The following is a 19,444-nucleotide window of genomic DNA, read 5'->3' as shown; positions in this document are numbered from 1 at the left end:
CCTCCGTGCTGGCGGGACCGTCGCGTTCTACGGTCATGGTAGTCAGCGGAATGCCCAGCGACGACGAAGTGGCGATTTCGCGCCGAAATACGTTACTGCCCAGGGTATTTCACAGCAGACCGAGCAGTTGCAGGTCGGTGATGTATTTGACGATCACCGCCGGACTTATCTGCGGGATGTCGTTATCGGGGCCGATTTTGGCTTCTTGCACCGCGGCGCGGAAACCGTCCGTCGGCGCCAGGCACCCGCGAGTGGGGTCCGCCGGCGGCACGTGCTGGGCGTTGCGCAACTGCAGCAGCTGCAGCACCGACTGGTGGCGTTGCCGTTCCGGTAACGCGTGCAGGGCGGCCTCCATCCGGTGCAACCACTCGGTGAAGTCGTCGATGCGCTGCACCGGGTAACCCGCGTCGATGACCCAGTCGACGTACTCGTCGAGCCCGATGCCGTCGTCGTGCGGGTTCATCACGTGATAGGTCTCGAACCCGTCCAGCACCTGGGCGCCCAGCGTGCAGATCGCCTCGGCGACGAACTCGACCGGCAGGGCGTCGAAGTGCGCGCGCTGCCGGTTGCCCTGCGCGTCGAGCTCGTAGAACGAGCGCGGTGCGACCCCGCTGGCGACCACGCTGTGCACCATCCGGGTGAACATGTCCGACAGGTTCAGCTGGCCGGCGTAAGTGGTGTCGGCCAGGATCATGTCGCAGCGGAACACCGAAACCGGCAGCCCGCACAGGTCGTTGGCCTCCCGGAGCAGCACCTCGCCCGCCCACTTGCTGTTGCCGTAGCCGTTGCCGTAGCTGCCGTCGATGGTGCGGATCGGCCCGGCCGTCCGGACGTCGGCGTCCTCGGTGAACGCCGAGGGGTCGATCTGGTCGCCGACGCTGGCCGTCGAGACGTACGTGTACGGCTTGAGTTTGGTGGTCAGCGCCAACCGGATCAGCTCGGCGGTTCCCACCACGTTGGGGGCGAACAGCTCGCTGTAGGGCAGCACCCCGTTGACCACGGCCGCACAGTCCACGATCAGGTCGACGGTGCCGGCCAGCCGCTGCCAGGTTTGTTCGTCCACACCGAGATCGGCCCGTCCCTTGTCGCCGGCGATGACCTCGAGATGGTCGTCGGCGAGTTCGTGGAAGTACCGCAGCAGCGCCGGATCGCCGCTGTCGAAGGCCTTTTCGAGGCGGCGCCGCGCATTCTCATCCGAGGTCGCCCGCACCAGACAGATCAACTTTCCGTCGGCCAGTTCCAGCCGTTCAAGCCACTGCAACACCAGGTACCGGCCGAGGAAGCCGGTGGCCCCGGTCAGCAGGACCGTGCGCACCTGTGTGCCCGGGCCCGGCAGCGCCGGCGCGCCGGACAGCGTCGGGGCGTCGATGAACTTGTCCAGCGTGAGATCACTGGCGTACACCTCGGTCGCGTCGCGACCGTGCACGGATGCGAAGTCGGCCCGAAGGCCTTCTGCCGCACCGTGATCGCCGTTGAGCTGCTGGCTCAGAGCGCGCACCGACGGCGCCTCGAAGACGGCGCGTACCGGCAGGTGGATGTCGAGGGCGTTGTAGATCGCGGCGACCAGGCGCATCGCCGACAGCGAATCCCCGCCCAGGTCGAAGAACGACTCCTGGACTCCGACCCGTTCCAGGCCCAGCACCTGGGCGTAGAGCCAGGCCAGGATCTCCTCGACCGCGGTGGCCGGAGCAAGGTAGTCGTCGGTGCCCTGGTAATCGGGCGCCGGAAGCGAGCGGGTGTCGAGTTTGCCGCCGGGCGTCAACGGCAGCGCCGGCAACACCACCACCGCAGCCGGCACCATGTAGGCGGGCAGCCGCTCGGCCAGCAGGGTGCGGATCTCGGCCGGGTTGGCCGTTCCGGTGAGGTATCCCACCAGTCGCTTGTCGCCGGGGCGGTCCTCGCGGGCGATCACCAGCGCCCGGTCCACGCCGTCCAGCGCGGCCAGCGCGGCCTGGATCTCGCCGAGTTCGATGCGGTACCCGCGGATTTTGACCTGCTCGTCGGCGCGCCCGACGTAGCGCAGTTGCCCGTCGCTGCCCCACCACGCCAGGTCACCGGTGCGATACATGCGCGCACCCGTCCCGCCGAACGGGCACGCCACGAACCGCGACGAGGTCAAATCGGGCCGGCCCAGGTAGCCGACGGACACGCCGGCGCCGGCCACGTACAACTCGCCGACCACCCCCACGGGCACCGGTTGCAAGCACCCGTCGAGCGCGAACAAGGCGGCGCCGGACAGCGGCGAACCGATCGGCGGCACCTCGGGGCCCGGGATCAGCGGCGCGCTGACTGCCGCCACGATGGTGATCTCGGTGGGGCCATAGACGTTGACCATCACACGTCCGGGAGCACAGCGGTCCACCAGTTCGGTCGGGCAGGCTTCACCCGCGACGGCCAACACCGTCGAGTCCAGGCCGTCGGTGGCCAGCATCCCCGCCTCGGACGGTGTTTGGGTCAGCATGTCGACGTTCTCCGCAACCAGCAAGGCGTGCAAGTCTTTCGGCGAGCGCACCACCTCGTCGGACACCACCAGCACCCGTCCGCCGTGCAGCAGCGCGCCGAAGATCTCCCACACCGAGAAGTCGAACGCCAGCGAATGGCACTGGCCCCACACCTTGCCCGGTGCCGCAGGCAGACCGGCGGCACCCAGCGAGGCGAACAGTTGGGTGGCGTTGTGGTGGGTGACCGCCACGCCCTTGGGAACCCCGGTGGTGCCCGAGGTGTAGATCGTGTAGGCGACGTCATGCGGTGCCGGTGCCGGCAGCGCCGTCGTGGGCCGGTCCTGGATTGCCGGATCGTCGATGTCGATGACGAGCGGTCCGGAATCGCCTATCCGCGAACGCAACTCGGCGGTGGTGAGCACCGCCGTCGGCGCGGCGTCGGTGAGCATGAACTCGACGCGGGCCGCCGGCAGGGCCGGGTCGATCGGCACATACGCGGCGCCCGTCTTGAGCACGGCCAGGATCGCGGCGACGGCCCTGGCCGAGCGTTCGAGCAGCAGCGCCACGCACCGCCCTGGCGCCGCGCCGCGGTCAACGAGCAAGTGCGCCAACCGGTTCGCCTGCTCCTCGAGTTCGAGGTAGGTCCACGAGCACGCTCCGTAGCGGATGGCCACGGCCTCGGGGGTGCGCGCGACGTGTCCGGCGAACACCTCCGGGATCGACGCGGGCCGGTGCGGCGGGCGCGTCAGCACCGCACGGTTGCCGATGGCGTCGAGGCGCGCGTGCTCGTCGGCGCCGAGCACATCGATCGACGACAACCGCAGGGCGGGGTCGGTGGCGATGGCCGTCAGCACCCGGTGCAGCCGGGTGATCAGCGCCTCGATGGTGGCCCTGTCGAACACGTCGGTGCGGAACTCCACCGCTCCGGCGATCCCGCCGGGCTGCCCGTCGGAGGTCCAGCGCTCGGCCAGCGACCACGCGAGATCCATTCGGGCGGTGCGGGTGTCGACCGGCAACGGGGTCACCCGCACATCGCCCAGGGTCAGGTCGACCGAGTCGGTATTCTGCCAGGCCAGCATGACCTGCACCAGCGGATGATGCGCCAGGCTTCGGGTGGGGTTGAGCCGTTCCACGAGGACCTCGAAGGGCACGTCCTGATGTTCGTAGGCGGCCAGGCTGCGCGCGCGAACCTGCGCCAGCACCTCGGCGATGGTGGGATCACCGGCCAGGTCGACGCGCAACACCAGGGTGTTGACGAAGAAGCCGACCACGTCGTCCAGCGCCGGATCGCGCCGTCCGGCGATCGGGAACCCAACCGCCACATCCGAAGTCGCACTGACCTTGGCCAGCAGTACCGCCAGCGCGGCCTGCACCACCATGAAGCTCGTCGCATTGTGGGCATTGGCCACCGCGCGCACCCGCTGCTGCAACTCGGCCGGCCAATCCACGGCCACACTCGCCCCGCCGAAATCGGCCACCAACGGATACGGCCGATCGGTCGGCAATTCCAGCCGTTCGGGCATCCCGGCCAGGGTGTGCTCCCAGTACCGCAACTGCCCGGCGATCAGGCTGTGTGGATCCTGCAATTCGCCGAATTGCGCGCGCTGCCACAGCGTGTAGTCGACATACTGCACCGGCAGCGGCACCCAGTCCGGGGCGTCCCCGACCACCCGGCTGGCATAGGCCTCGCCCAGATCCCGCACCAGCGGCGTCAGCGACCAGCCGTCGGCGGCGATGTGGTGCAGCACAGCCACCAACAGGTACTCGTGGTCACTGAGCCGGAACAGCAGTGCCCGCAACGGAAGCTCGGTGGCCAGGTCGAAGCGGTGCCCGACCGCGGTGTCGATGGCCTTGCCCAGCCGGGCGGAGGACCACCCGCGCGCATCGCTGATCTGCCAACCAAAGTCGGCGTCGTCCACCTCGACCACCAGCTGCCGAGGTATGCCCTCGTGCGCCGGGAAGAGGGTGCGCAGACTTTCGTGCCGGGCCACCACGTCGGCCAGCGCGGCGCCGAATGCCTCGCCATCCAGACGCCCGTGCAACCGCAGGGCGATCGCCATGTTGTGCACCGGTGACGGTCCATGCAATTGGCCGATGAACCACAACCGCGACTGCGCGAACGACAGGGGCACCACCTCCGGCCGCGCACCGGCCACCAGCGGCAGGCGATCTCCCCCGTCGGCGCCGAGGCGCGCCGCCAGCCGCCGGATGGTGGGCGCTTCGAACAGGGCCCGAACACCAAGGCGGGCATCGAGATTGGTGTTGACCTCGGCGACCAGCCGCATCGCCGACAGCGAGTCGCCACCGAGGTCGAAGAAGGAGTCATCGATCCCGACGCGGTCGACACCCAGCACGTGGGCGTAGATGTCGGCCATGGTCCGCTCGACGGCGGTGGCCGGGGCGCTGTACTCATCGATGCCGTGGTAGTCCGGCGCGGGCAAGGCGCGGGTGTCGAGTTTGCCGTTGGGCGTCAACGGCAATGCCTCGATGGCCACCACCGCGGCCGGCACCAGGTAGGCCGGTAACCGTTCGGCCAGCTGGGCACGTACCTCGGCCGGATCGGCGGCCCCGGTGACATACCCGACCAGCCGCTTGTCGCCCGGCCGGTCCTCGCGGACGATCACCACCGCCTGGGCCACGCCTTCCAATCCGGTTATCGCGCTCTGGATTTCACCAAGCTCGATGCGATAGCCACGGACCTTGACCTGCTCGTCGGCGCGCCCGACATATTGCAGCTGCCCATCGGGGCCCCAACGCACCACATCGCCGGTCCGATACATGCGCACCCCGTCGCCGCCGAACGGGCAGGCCACAAACCGCGACGCCGTCAAGCCGGCCCGGCCCAGATAGCCGGCGGCCACGCCGGCGCCGGCCACGTACAACTCGCCCGCCACGCCGGCGGGCACCGGCCGCAACCACGCGTCCAGCACGAAGAAACCGAGATGCGCCAACGGTTTTCCGATGGGGCTGACATGGCCGTCGAGGTCGGCGTCGACGATCTCGCGGAACGAGGCGTGCACCGTCGTCTCGGTGATGCCGTACATGTTGATCAGTCGCGGGCGTCGCGGGTGGTTGTGCATCCATTTACCCAGGCGCGGGGGAACCAGCGCCTCGCCGCCGAACACCACGGTGTGCGGGTTGAGCCGGCGACCCGACCGCGGGGCGTCGGCGCCCTGCAGCGCGAAGAACGCCGACGGGGTCTGGCTGAGGACGCTGACGTCTTCGTCAATCAGCACGGCGCGCAGGTCTTCCGGCGAGCGCACCACATCGTCGGGCACGACCAGCAGCCTTCCGCCCCCGAGCAGCGCGCCGAAGATCTCCCACACCGAGAAGTCGAACGCCAGCGAATGGCATTGGCTCCACACCCCGGTCGTCGATCCGAGCCGGCCGTGCAGGGACGCCAGCAGCTCGGTGACGTTGCGGTGGGTGACCGCGACACCCTTGGGGGTCCCGGTCGTGCCGGAGGTGTAGATGACGTAGGCGACGTTCGCGGCCGCCGGCGCAGGCACTGCGCTGCCGGCCCGGGTCTGCACGGCGGGGTCGTCGATGTCGATGACCGCCACGTCGTACCCGTCCAGGCGCGACCGCAGGTCGCTGGTGGTGATCGCGGCGATCGGCCCGGCGTCGGTGAGCATGAACCCGACCCGGTTCTGTGGGGTCGCGGGGTCGATCGGCAGGTAGGCCGCCCCCGTCTTGAGCACCGCAAGGAGCGCGGCGACGGCCTGCGCGCAGCGCTCCATCAGCACCGCCACGCATTGCCCGGGCCCTGCGCCCTCGTCAATGATCCGGTGCGCCAGCCGGTTTGCCGACTCGTCGAGCTCCTGATAGGTCGTTGAGCGGCCGTGCCACGTCAGCGCCACCGCGTGCGGGCTGCGCGCCACCTGGTCGGCGAACAACGCCGGAATCGACGGAGGTTCCACGCGGGGCCGGGACAGGGTCGCGCGGTTGCCGATCGCGTCGAGGCGGGCGCGCTCGTCGGCGCCGAGCACAACGATCGACGACAGTCGCCGGGTGGGGTCGGCGGTCATCGCGTCCAGCACCCACTGCAAACGGTCGATCAACGCCTCGATGGTGGCTGTGTCGAAGACGTCGGTGCGGAACTCCACCGCTCCGCCGATCCCGCCGGGCTGCCCGTCGAAGGTCCAGCGCTCGGCCAGCGACCACGCCAAGTCGGTACGGGCGGTGCGGATATCGACCGGCACCGGGGTCACCCGCACGTCACCGAGGCTCAGGTCGGTCGGCTCGTTGTTCTGCCAGGCCAACATGACCTGCACCAGCGGATGATGCGCCAGGCTGCGGGTGGGGTTCAGTCGCTCCACCAGGGCCTCGAAGGGCACATCCTGATGTTCGTAGGCGGCCAGGCTGCGTCGGCGAACCTGCGCCAGGATTTCGGCGATGGTCGGATCTCCACCCACCTCGACACGCAACACCAGGGTGTTGACGAAGAAGCCGACCACGTCGTCCAGCACCGGATCACGCCGTCCGGCGATCGGGAACCCAACCGCCACATCCGAACTCGCGCCGATCTTGGCCAGCAGTACCGCCAGCGCGGCCTGCACCACCATGAAGCTCGTCGCGTTGTGGGCATTGGCCACCGCGCGCACCCGCTGCTGCAACTCGGCCGGCCAATCCACCGCCACACTCGCCCCGCGGTAGTCCGCCACCAACGGATACGGCCGATCGGTGGGCAACTCGAGGCGCTCGGGCAGCCCGGCCAGCTCCTGTTCCCAGTACGCCAGCTGCGCGGCGATCGGGCTCTCCGGATCTTCCAGGTCACCGAATTGGGCGCGCTGCCACAGCGTGTAGTCGACATACTGCACCGGCAACGGCGCCCAGTCCGGGGCGTCGCCGACCGCGCGACTGGCATATGCCACCGTCAAATCGCGCACCAGCGGCGCCAGCGATCCCCCGTCTGCGGCGATGTGATGGACCACGGCCACCAGGACGTGCTCCTCGTCGTCGATGCGGAAAAGCTGTGCGCGCAGGGGAGTTTCGGTTGCCAGGTCGAACGTGTGCCGCGCCGCGTCGCGGATGGCGTCCTCCAGCCGGGCCGGCGACCAGCCGGTGGCCTCGATGGGCCGCCACGTGACGTCGGCTCGCTCGGGGGCCAGCACCACCTGCTGGGGTACGCCCTCGACGGCGGCGAACACCGTGCGCAGACTTTCGTGGCGCGCGACGACGTCTCGCAGTGCCGCCCCGAGGGCGGTGGCGTCCAGGCGTCCGCTCAGCCGCAACGCCGCCGCCATGTTGTACACCGGGGACGGGCCATGCAACTGGTCGATGAACCACAACCGCGATTGGGCGAACGACAGCGGCACCACCGCGGGCCGCTCGTGCGCCACCACACCGTCGAGCGTGTCGCCGGCCGCGCCGACGCGCGACGCCAACTGGCCAACCGTGGGTGCCTCGAACAACATCCGGACGCCGACATGGGCATCGAGCGTGGTGTTGATCGTGGCGATCAACCGCATCGCCGACAGCGAGTCGCCGCCCAGATCGAAGAACGAATCGTCGGCGCCGACCCGCTCGAGTCCCAACACCTGGGCGTAGATGCCGGCCAGGATTTCCTCGGTTGGGGTGGACGGGGTCCGATACTCACCGGCGGTGTATTCGGGTGCCGGGAGCGCGCGGGCGTCCAGTTTGCCGTTGGGCGTCAACGGTAATGCCTCGATGGCCACCACCGCGGCCGGCACCATGTACGCCGGCAGCCGCTCGGCGAGCCGGCTGCGGACTTCGGCCGCGTCGGCGGTCCCGGTGACGTAGGCGACGAGCCGTTTGTGGCCGGGCCGGTCCTCGCGGGCGATCACCACCGCCTGGCCGACGCCATCCAATTTGGCTAGGGCACCGCGTATTTCACCGAGCTCGATGCGATGGCCGCGGATCTTGATCTGATCGTCGGCGCGCCCGACGTAGTGCAGCTGCCCGTCCCGGGCCCAACGCACCAGGTCTCCGGTCCGGTACATGCGCGCACCGTCGCCGAACGGGCAGGCCACGAACCGCGACGCGGTCAGGCCGGCCCGGCGGGCGTAACCGACGGCCACGCCCGCACCGGCCACGTACAGCTCGCCGACCACGCCGGCGGGCACCGGCCGCAGCCACCCGTCCAGCACGAACAAGGCCGCCCCGGATACCGGCGAGCCGAGCGGCGGAGCTCCCGCGCCCGCGGCCAGCGGCGCGCTGAGGACCGCGTCCACGGTGGTTTCGGTGGGGCCGTAGGCGTTGATCATCACCCGCCGTGGGGCCCACTGGTCGGCGAGGACAGGCGGACAGGGCTCACCACCGATGATCAGCGCGGTGTCCAGGTCGTGCGGTGACAGTGCCGCCAGCGCCGACGGGGTGTGGCTGAGCACGCTGACGTGCTCGTCGATCAGCAAGGCGTGCAGCTCATCCGGTGAGCGGGTCACCGACTCGGGCACGATGACCAGCCGGCCACCGCCGGCCAGGGCGCCCCAGATCTCCTGGATCGACACGTCGAAGCCGTACGAATGGCACTGCGACCACACGCCCGCCCCGGGCAGCGGCGCGCGCAGTGATTCCAGTAGTGGGGTGACGTTGCGGTGGGTGACGGCAACGCCTTTCGGGACGCCGGTGGTGCCCGAGGTGTAGATGACATAGGCGACGTTCTCGGGTGCCGGCGCCGGCAACGCGGTGCCGGGGTGGTCCTGCGCGGCGGTGCCGTCGACCTCGATGACCGGCAGGCCGAAGCCGGCCAGCCGGGGCCGCAGATCTGTCGTGCTGAGCGCGGCGGAGGGTACGGCGTCATCGATCATGAACCCGATCCGCGACGCCGGCAGCGCCGGGTCGATCGGCAGATACGCCGCCCCGGCCTTCAAGACCGCCAGCATGGCTACGATCGCCTCGACTGACCGGGAAAACAGCAGCGCCACAACGTCTCCCGCGCTGACGCCGCACTCGATCAGCAGGTGCGCCAGGCGGTTCGACGCCTCATCGAGTTCGCGATACGTCATCGAGCGTTCCCCGCAGGTCACCGCGACCGTGCCGGGGACGCGGGTCACCTGCGCGGCGAACAGCTCCGGGAGTGACGCCGCGCTTGCCCGCTCGGCCAACGCCGGCCGATTCCCCCACCGCGCCAGCTCGGCCTGCTCCGGGGCGTCGAGCACGTCCAGCGCCGCCAGGGGCCGGGAAGGGTCGGCCGCCATGGCCACCAGGAGCCGTCGCAGCCGTGCGGTCAGCTTGTCGATGTCGGCCGGGTCGAACACGTCGGTTTCGAATTCGACACGCAGGCTTAGTTCGTCGCCCGGCACGGCCTGCAGCGACAGCGGGTAATGGTTGTATTCGTGGCTGGTGAATGCGGTGGCGGTCAGGTCACTGGCCGCCGAGAGCGTGGCGGCGTCGACGGGATAGTTCTCGTACACCAGCAGGGTGTCGAACAGCTGGTCGTGCCCGGTCATGCGGTGAATCTCGTTGAGCGCCAAGTGCTGGTGCTCGATGGTGTCGTTGTGGGCGCGTTGCAGCTGATCCAGCAACTCGGCGACGGTGGTGGTCGCGGTGACGCGTGCGCGCACCGGGACCGTGTTGATCAACAGACCCACCATGGATTCGGCTCCGGGCAGATCGGCCGGCCGGCCCGAGACGGCGGTGCCGAAGGCGACGTCGCGCTGTCCGGTCAGCAACATCAGCAGCTGCGCCCATGCGCCCTGCAGCACCGTGTTCACGGTGGTGCGGCGGGAACGCGCGAGTTCGCTTAGCGCCCGGGTGGTTTCCGCGGACAGCTGCAGCGCGGCCACGCCGCGCGGCCCGAGCTCTATGCGTCCCGCGGGTGCCACCAGGGTAGGGGTGTCGAAGCCGTCGAGCGCGTCGCGCCACGCCAGGCGGGCGGCGGGCACGTCTCGGTCGGCCAGCCAGGTGACGAAGCCTCGATAGGGCATCACCGCGGGCAACCGCGACCCGTAATAGCAGGCGAAGATTTCCTGTAGCAGGACCGGGAGCGACCAGCCGTCCATCACGATGTGGTGGACGGTGAGGACGAACCGGTATTCGTCGCCCGCGGTGCGGATCATCGCGGCCCGCAACGGCGGTTCGTCACCGAGGTTTCGCGCCGCGACGCGCTCGGCGGCGCACAGCCGCTGTACCCCCTCCTCGCTGTCGCCGTCGTGGATCTCGACGTACTGGAAGGCGAGGTCCGGTGCGGCGGGGAATATCTGCACGGGGTCGCCGAATTCGGATTCAAACCGGGCCGCCAGGTTGGGGTGGCGGGTGACGACGGTGTGCAGCGCTCGATGCAGTCGGTGCGAATCGAGGGCGCCGCGCAGTGTGATGGTCAGCTGGACCGCGTACACGTCGGCGCTGCCCTGGGTGGCCGTCGCATGGAACAGCAGTCCCTGCTGCAGCGGGGTGAGCGGCAAGATGTCGGCGACGTCGTATCGCCGCTCGAGTTGGTCGATCTGCTGCTGGGTCAGGCGGGCGGGGGTGATGTCGGACGGGGTCAGGCCGCCGCCGCCGCGGCGGACATGGGCGCAGATTCCGGCCAGCGCCTCAAACCACAACTGGCTCAACCGCATTACCTGGTCGTGGGTCAGGGCCGAGGCCGCCCACGTCCAATTCGCCTGCAGGTGCGGGCCGTCCTCGGTGTCCATGGTGCCGGCGTTGAGCTCCACCGTGTGCGGCAACGGCAGTCCCAGCGCGGCGGCCGCGGAACTCAACGACGGACTGTTCGGGCTCAGCCGCCACAAGTCGTCGGACAACTCGGCGACGCCGCCACCGAGCCGGCCCAGATAGTTGAACCCGATGACGGGATCCGAAACATCGAGCCCGGGTTGGGGATTCAGGTAGCGCAGCAAGCCATAGCTCACGCCGTCCGGCAGGGCGCGCAGTTGCTCCTTGGCGTCCTTGATCAACGCACCCAGTGCGGCCTCACCGGCCACCACGCGTCCCCAGTCCAGCGTCCCGACCTTCAGGGCCACCGGATGCTTGGCGGTGAACCAGCCGACCGTGCGCGACAGATCGACGTGCGGGCCCAGCTCCTCGCCGCGCCCGTGGCCCTCGATATCGATGCCGATGGGCGCCGCCGTCCCCAGGAATTCGGTGAATGCCATCCCGAAGGCGATCAGCAGGATGTCTTGCACCCCGGCGTGAAACGCCGCGGGCACCTCCCCCAGCAGCTGCCGCGTCGTCTCGACGTCCAGCGACGCCGACAGCTGTCCGGCCGTCTCATAGGTGTCCTCGGGCTCGACCGTAGGCAGCAGCGCCGGCGTCTGCGCGATCCGCCGCCACGCGTCTTCCTGGTCGAGCACCGCCGGGCTGTGCGCATGGTCCGCCAGCAGCGACGACCAGCGTGCGAACGACGTCCCACCGGCGGGCAGCTCGATGGGCTGGCCGGTGTGGTGCTGCGCCCAGACGATGTTGATGTCCTCGATCAGGGTCCGCCACGACACGGCATCGACGGCCAGGTGGTGAATGACCAGAGCCAGTTCATTTGTCGCACTGGCCCATACCGCGCTCACCATCACCCCGGCACCCGGGTTCAGCCGCGACCGAGCCTGCCTCAACGCCGCATCGGAGAGCACGTCGACGGTCCGCAGGCAGGCGCGGGCGTCCACCGCGCCCGCCTCGGGAACCTCCAGCGACCAGCCGCCGGAACCGTCGTCGTCGACGCGGAGGCGCAGCATGGGATGGCGATCCAGCAACGTCTGCAACACGACCTGGGCGTCGGCCTGGCCCACCCCCGCCGGAGTCGCCAGCACCATGGTCTGGTTGAACTGCTCGATCGGCCCGTCCATCTCGTGCAGCCAGCGCATGATGGGGGTGGCCACCACCGGCCCGATCCCGTCATCGGCCACGTCGTCTTCGGTGGTGGCCAGCGTGACGGCGCGGGCCAGCCGGGCCACCGTCTGCTCGACGAAAACGTCACGCGGTCGGCACATTACGCCGGCGGCGCGGGCGCGGGCCACCACCTGCATCGACAAGATGCTGTCCCCGCCCAGATCGAAGAACGAATCGTCGGTGCCGACCCGTTCGAGCCCCAACACCTGGGCGTAGATGCCGGCCAGGATCTCCTCGATCGCGTCGTCCGGCGCCCGGTACTCGTTCATGCCGTAGTCCGGGGCCGGCAGGGCGCGGGTGTCGAGCTTGCCGTTGACCGTCAGCGGCAGCGCATCGAGCGTCACGACCGCGGCCGGCACCATGTAGGGCGGCAACCGTTCGGCGACCTTCGACCGCACTTCGGACGGGTCGGCCGTTCCGGTGACATAGCCCACCAGTCGCACGGCGCCCGGGTGATCTTCGCGGGCGATCACCGCGGCCTGCTCGATGCCCTCCAATTCGGTTAGCACGGAGTGTATTTCGCCCAGTTCGATGCGGTAGCCGCGGATCTTGACCTGTTCGTCGGTGCGCCCGAGATAGTCCAGCTGCGCGTCCGCACCCCAGCGCACCAGGTCCCCGGTGCGGTACATGCGCGCACCGGACCCGCCGAACGGGCAGGCGACGAACCGCGACGCCGTCAGGCCGGCCCGGCCCAGATAACCGGCGGCGACGCCGCGACCCGCGATGTACAGCTCCCCCACCACGCCGGGCGGCACCGGACGCAGCCAGTGATCCAGCACGAACAGCGCGGCGCCGGGCACCGGCGAGCCGATCGGCACCGAATCGAGACCGGCGGTCAGCGGCACGGTCATCGCCGCGTACATCGTGGTCTCGGTCGGGCCGTATTGGTTGACCATCACGCGTCCGGGTGCCCACCGATCCGTCACCTCCAGCGGGCACGGCTCACCGCCGACGATCAGTGCCACGGATTCCAGGCCGTCGGATGGCAGCGCCGCCACCGCCGACGGGGTCTGGCTCAAGACATTGACTTGTTCGGCAATCAGTAAGGCGCGCAGATCTTCTGGCGATCGGACGACCTGGTCGGGAACGACGACGAGACGTCCGCCGCGCAGCAGTGCACCGAAGACTTCCCAGACAGAGAAGTCGAACGCCAGGGAATGGCACTGGCTCCAGACCTGCCCGAGGCCCAGCTGAGCATCCACCGACCGCAGCAGTTGCGTGACGTTGTGGTGGGTGACGGCGACCCCCTTGGGAGTGCCCGTTGTCCCCGAGGTGTAGATGATGTACGCGATATTGTCCGCCGTCGGCGCCGGCAGCCCGGTGGCGGGCTGGGTGCGCACCTCGGGGTCGTCGATGTTGATGACCGGACCCGAAATGTCGGCGCCCGAGTGGAAATCGGCGGTGCTGATCGTCGCGATCGGGGCGGCATCGGTGAGCATGAGTTCGATGCGGGCCGGCGGCAGGGCCGGGTCGATCGGCACGTACGCCGCGCCGGTCTTGAGCGTCGCCAGGATCGCCACGATCGCTTCGGCCGACCGCGGGATCACCACCGCCACCCGTTGGCCTGGGCCCGCGCGCCGACCAACCAGCAAGTGCGCCAACCGGTTCGCCGATTCATCGACCTCGCGGTAGCTCCACGACTGCCGCCCGTAGGTGATCGCCACGGCGCCCGGCGTCCGAGCGACCTGTTCGGCGAACAGCGCGGGGATCGACACCGAGCCGGTCGACGGTCGGGTCAAGACCGCGCGGTTGCCGATCTCATGGAGACGGGTGTGTTCCGCCTCGTCGAGGATGTCGATCGACGACAGCGGCCGGGCGGCGTCGGCTGCCATGACCGACAGCACCTGCCGCAATCGCGCGACGAGTGTCTCGATGCCGTCCGCATCGAAGACGTCGGTGCGAAATTCCACGGTTCCCGCGATGCCGGCGGGCCGGCCGTCGTCGTCCCAGCGTTCGCCCAGCGACCAGACCAGATCCATCCGGGCAACCTGTGTCTCCAGGGGCAGGGGCGTGACCTGCACGTCGCCGAGGGTCAGGTTGACGGGATCGTTGTTCTGCCAGGCCAACATCACCTGGACCAGTGGGTGGTGCGCCAGGTTGCGGGTGGGGTTGAGTCGTTCGACCAGTACCTCGAACGGCACGTCCTGGTGTTCGTAGGCGGCCAGGCTGCGCTGCCGTACCCGGGTCAACAGTTCAGCGATGCTGGGGTCGCCGCCGAGGTCCACACGCAGCACCAGGGTGTTGACGAAGAACCCGACCACGTCGTCCAGCGCAGAATCACTCCGGCCGGCGATCGGAAAGCCCACCGCCACATCGGAACTCGCGCTGAGCTTGCCCAGCAGCACAGCCAGGGCGGCCTGGACGACCATGAACTCGGTGGCGTTGTGCGCCCGTGCCACCGCACGCACTTGTTGCTGTAGCTGCGCCGGCCAGTCGATGTCCACGCTGGCCCCGCGGTAATCGGCCACCACCGGATACGGCCGATCGGTCGGCAACTCGCCGCGTTCAGGCAAGCCGGCGAGGGCATGTTCCCAGTGGGCGAGCTGCCCGGCGATGGGGCTGGCCGGGTCATCCAGGTCACCGAATTGGGCCCGCTGCCACAGCGTGTAGTCCGCGTATTGCACCGCCAGCGGCGCCCAATCCGGCGCACGACCCTGGCACCGGCTGGCATAAGCGACCCCGAGATCGCGCACCAGCGGTGTGAGTGACCATCCGTCCGCGGCGATGTGGTGCACCACCGCGACCAAGACGTGCTCGTCGTCGCCTGTTTGGAAAAGCCAAGCCCGCAATGGGATTTCGTTCGCGAGGTCGAATGTGTAGCGCGCCGCGTCCTGGGTCGCCTCCGCCAGCCACGACGACGGCCAGCGTGTGGCGTCGATGACCTGCCAGGCGACGTCGCTGCGCCCGGGCGGGACGATCACCTGTTGGGGCGTGCCTTCGGGCGCGACGAACAGCGTACGCAGGCTCTCGTGGCGGGTCACCACGTCGCCCAGGGCGGCGCTCATCGCGTCGGTATCCACCGGCCCGTTGAGCTTCAGGGCGACCGCCATGTTGTACACCGGCGACGGCCCCTGGAATTGGTCGATGAACCACAGCCGAGTTTGGGCGAACGACAACGGCAGCGACGCCGGACGGTCGGTGGGCACCAACCGGTCCGGGCGACCGACGCCGGCCTCCACTCGGGGCGCCAGCTGGGCGACGGTCGGCGTCTCGAACAGCGATCGGACGGTGAGGCCAGCATCCAGTTCGGCGTTGATTGCTGTGATGAGTCGCATCGCGGATAGTGAGTCGCCGCCGAGGTGGAAGAAGGAGTCGTCGATCCCGACGCGTTCGACGCCGAGCACTCGGGCGTAGATGGCGGCCAGGATCTCCTCGGTGGCGGTTTCCGGGGCGCGGTAGCCGTCGCCGCCCTGGTAGTCGGGGGCGGGCAGGGCGCGGGTGTCGAGCTTGCCGTTGACCGTCCGCGGCAGCGCGTCGAGCACGACCACCGTCGACGGGAGCATGTAGGTGGGGAGCCGCTGACCCAACCGGGCCCGAATGTCGGCGGGGTCAGCGGCTCCAGTCACATACCCGACGAGGCGCCTGTCGCCGGGTCGGTCTTCACGGACGACGACCGCGACTTGCTCGACGCCGTCCAATTCGGTTAGTGCGGTGCGGATTTCCCCCAGCTCGATGCGATAGCCACGAATCTTGACCTGCTCGTCGGCCCGGCCAAGGTAACGCAGCTGACCGTCCTTCCCCCACCGCACCAGGTCCCCGGTCCGGTACATGCGTTGGCCCGGTACCCCGAAGGGGCAGGCCACGAACCGCGACGCCGACAGCCCCGCCCGGCCCGGATAACCGACACCCACGCCGGCGCCGGCCACGTAGAGCTCCCCGACCACACCGACCGGCACTGGGCGCAGCCATGCATCGAGGACGCACAGCGCGGCGCCCGATATCGGGGAACCGATCGGCGGTGTGCCCCTCCCGGCGGTCAGCGGCGCGCTGTGGGAGACCCACATGGTGGTCTCGGTGGGGCCGTAGACGTTGACCATCACCCGCCCCGGCGCCCAGCGGTCGACCAGCTCGGGCGAGCAGGGCTCCGCACCCACCACCAACGCCATGCCGTCCAGCCCCTCCGCGGACAACATCGAGGCCGCCGACGGGGTCTGGGTCAACACCGTGACGCCCTCACGCACCAGCAACGCATGCAACTCCTCGGGTGAACGCGCCACCGCATCGGGCACCACCACCAACCGCCCACCGTGCAACAGCGCCCCCCAGATCTCCCACACCGAGAAGTCAAAGGCATAAGAGTGAAACTGCGTCCACACCTGCCCGGCCGACAACTCGATACCGAGATCCAGCGCGTCGAACAACTGCGCAACGTTATGATGGCTAACCGCAACACCTTTGGGCGCACCCGTGGTACCCGACGTATAAATGATGTGCGCCACATCAGACGGCGCAGGCCCCGGCGGCGCGCTGCTCGGCTGACCCCCCACCACCGCATCGCCGACCTCAATCACCACCCCGTCGAACCCGGCCAACCTGCCGGCCAGATCCGCGGTGGTGACCACGACTCCCGGCGCGGCATCGGTGAGCATGAACTCCACGCGCGCGGCCGGCAGCGCGGGGTCGATCGGCAGGTACGCCGCCCCGGACTTCAACACCGCCAGGATCGACACGATCGCCTCCGCCGAACGCGAAAACAGCAGCGCCACAACCCCACCCTGACCGGCACCACGCTCAACCAACACCCACGCCAACCGGTTAGCCGCCTCGTCAAGCTCGCGATACGTCCACGACCGGTCCTCGAACGTCAGCGCCACCGCGTCCGGGGTGCGGGACACCTGCGCGGCGAACAACCCCACCACCGACACCGGCGCCACCGACCGACCCAACGCGCACTGATTACCCCACGCGCTCAGTCGCTCGCACTCGCTGTTCTCGAGCACATCGATTGACGAGAGTCGGCGGCGCGGGTCCTCGGTCATGGCGACCAACACCCGCCGCAACCGGTCGGTCAGGGTGCGGATGCTGTCCGCGTCGAACACGTCGGTGCGAAACTCGACCGTCCCGCCGATCCCGCCCGGCCGGCCGTCGCCGCTCCAGCGGGCGAACATCGAGAACGTCAAATCCATACGGGCGGTGCGGGTCTGCACTGGCTCGGCAACGACCTGCAGGTCACCCAAGTTCAGCTCCGTGGGGTGGTTGCTCTGCCAGGCCAGCATCACCTGCACCAGCGGGTGATGCGCCAGGGAGCGGGTGGGGTTGAGACGGTCGACGAGTAACTCGAAGGGCACGTCCTGGTTTTCATAGGCGGCCAGGCTGCGCTGGCGTACCCGGGCCAACAGGTCGGCGACGCTGGGATCGCCGCCCACATCCACGCGCAGCACCAGGGTGCTGACGAAAAAGCCCACCAGATCGTCCAGAGCGGTATCGCGCCGGCCGGCGATCGGAAAGCCCACCGCCACGTCGGAACTCGCGGTGAGCTTGGCCAGGAGCACCGCCAGAGCCGCCTGCATCACCATGAACTCGGTGGCGTTGTGCGCCCGCGCCACCGCACGCACCTGCTGCTGTAGCTGCGCGGGCCAGTCGATGTCCACGCTGGCCCCGCGGTAATCGGCCACCACCGGATACGGCCGATCGGTCGGCAACTCGCCGCGTTCGGGCAAGCCGGCCAACTCCCGATGCCAATATTCGAGCTGCCCGGCGATCGGGCTGTCCGGGTCGTCCAGGTCACCGAACTGGGCCCGCTGCCACAGCGTGTAGTCCACATACTGCACCGGCAGCGGCGCCCAATCCGGCGCACGGCCCTCGCACCGAGCCGCGTACGCGACCCCCAGATCGCGCACGAGTGGGTTCAGCGACCAACCATCCGCAGCAATATGATGGACCACCGCCACCAACACATGCTCGTCATTGCCGCGACGGAATAGCTTTGCTTGTATGGGTATTTCGCTTGTGAGGTCAAATGCGAAAGTTGCTGCGACATCAACGGCCTCCTTCATTCGTGCCGGTGACCAACCGGCGGCATCAACTACTTCCCACCCGACGTCCACCCGCTCAGCGGGTATCACCACCTGCCGCGGTGTCCCGTCGGAGACGGCAAACACCGTGCGCAAGCTCTCATGGCGCGCCACCACATCGACAAGCGCGGCATGCAGGGCCTCCACGTTCAATCGACCGCGCATGCGCAGCGCCGCCGGCATGTTGTACATCGGCGAGGGTCCCTGCAACTGGTCGATGAACCACAACCGGGACTGCGCGAATGACAAGGGCACCAACGCCGGTCGTGGTCCCGCCAGCACGCGGGGACTGCGCACACCGCCATCGCCGAGTCGTGGCGCCAGTTGGGCGACCGTGGGCGCCTCGAACAGCGCCCGCACCGAAACCCCGGCATCCAGCGCGGTGTTCACCGCCGCGATCAGGCGCATCGCCGACAGCGAATCACCGCCGAGGTCGAAGAAGGAGTCGTCGACACCGACGCGCTCCACCCCCAGCACCTGGGCGTAGATGCCGGCCAGGATCTCCTCGATGGCGCTCACCGGAGCCCGGTAGCGGTCGGCGTCCTGGTATTCCGGCGCGGGCAGCGCCCGAGTGTCCAGCTTGCCGTTGACCGTCAGCGGCAGCGCGTCAAGCACCACCACCGCCGAGGGCACCATATATGTGGGGAGCCGCTGACCCAACCGGGCCCGAATGTCGGTCGGATCAGCGGCTCCAGTCACATAGCCGACGAGACGCTTCTCGCCGGCCCGATCTTCGCGGGCGATCACCGCCGCGTGCTCCACGCCGTCCACATCGCTTAGCGCCGCGCGGATTTCGCCCAACTCGATGCGATACCCACGCACCTTGACCTGCTCGTCGGAACGCCCGAGGTATTGCAGCTGCCCGTCGGCGCCCCAGCGGACCAGGTCGCCGGTCCGGTACATCCGCGCACCCGGAGCCCCGTACGGGCAGGCCACGAACCGCGTAGCCGACAGACCCGGACGACCCACATAACCGGTCGCCAACCCACCGCCGGCGACGTACAGCTCACCCACCACGCCGACGGGCACCTGCCGCAGCCAGCCGTCCAGCACAAAAAACCCCAGATGCGCCAGCGGCACCCCGATGGGGCTCACGTTGCTGTCGACGTCTCCATCGACGATCTCCCTGAACGACGCGTGCACCGTCGTCTCGGTGATGCCATACATATTGATCATCCGGGGCAAGCCCGGATGATGGTTCAGCCA

At 69.2% G+C, this 19,444-nt stretch carries 1 protein-coding gene; it reads right to left on the bottom strand.

The features are described 5' to 3' along the window. Positions 1-109: 109 nt before the first annotated feature. The coding region (locus ACZYVJ_RS00005; protein WP_463829119.1) for a non-ribosomal peptide synthase/polyketide synthase at positions 110-19,444 on the bottom strand (19,335 nt) is incomplete at its 5' end.

Source organism: Mycobacterium sp. IDUB_3, from assembly GCF_055419585.1.
This window is presented reverse-complemented; position numbering and strand designations above follow the sequence as displayed.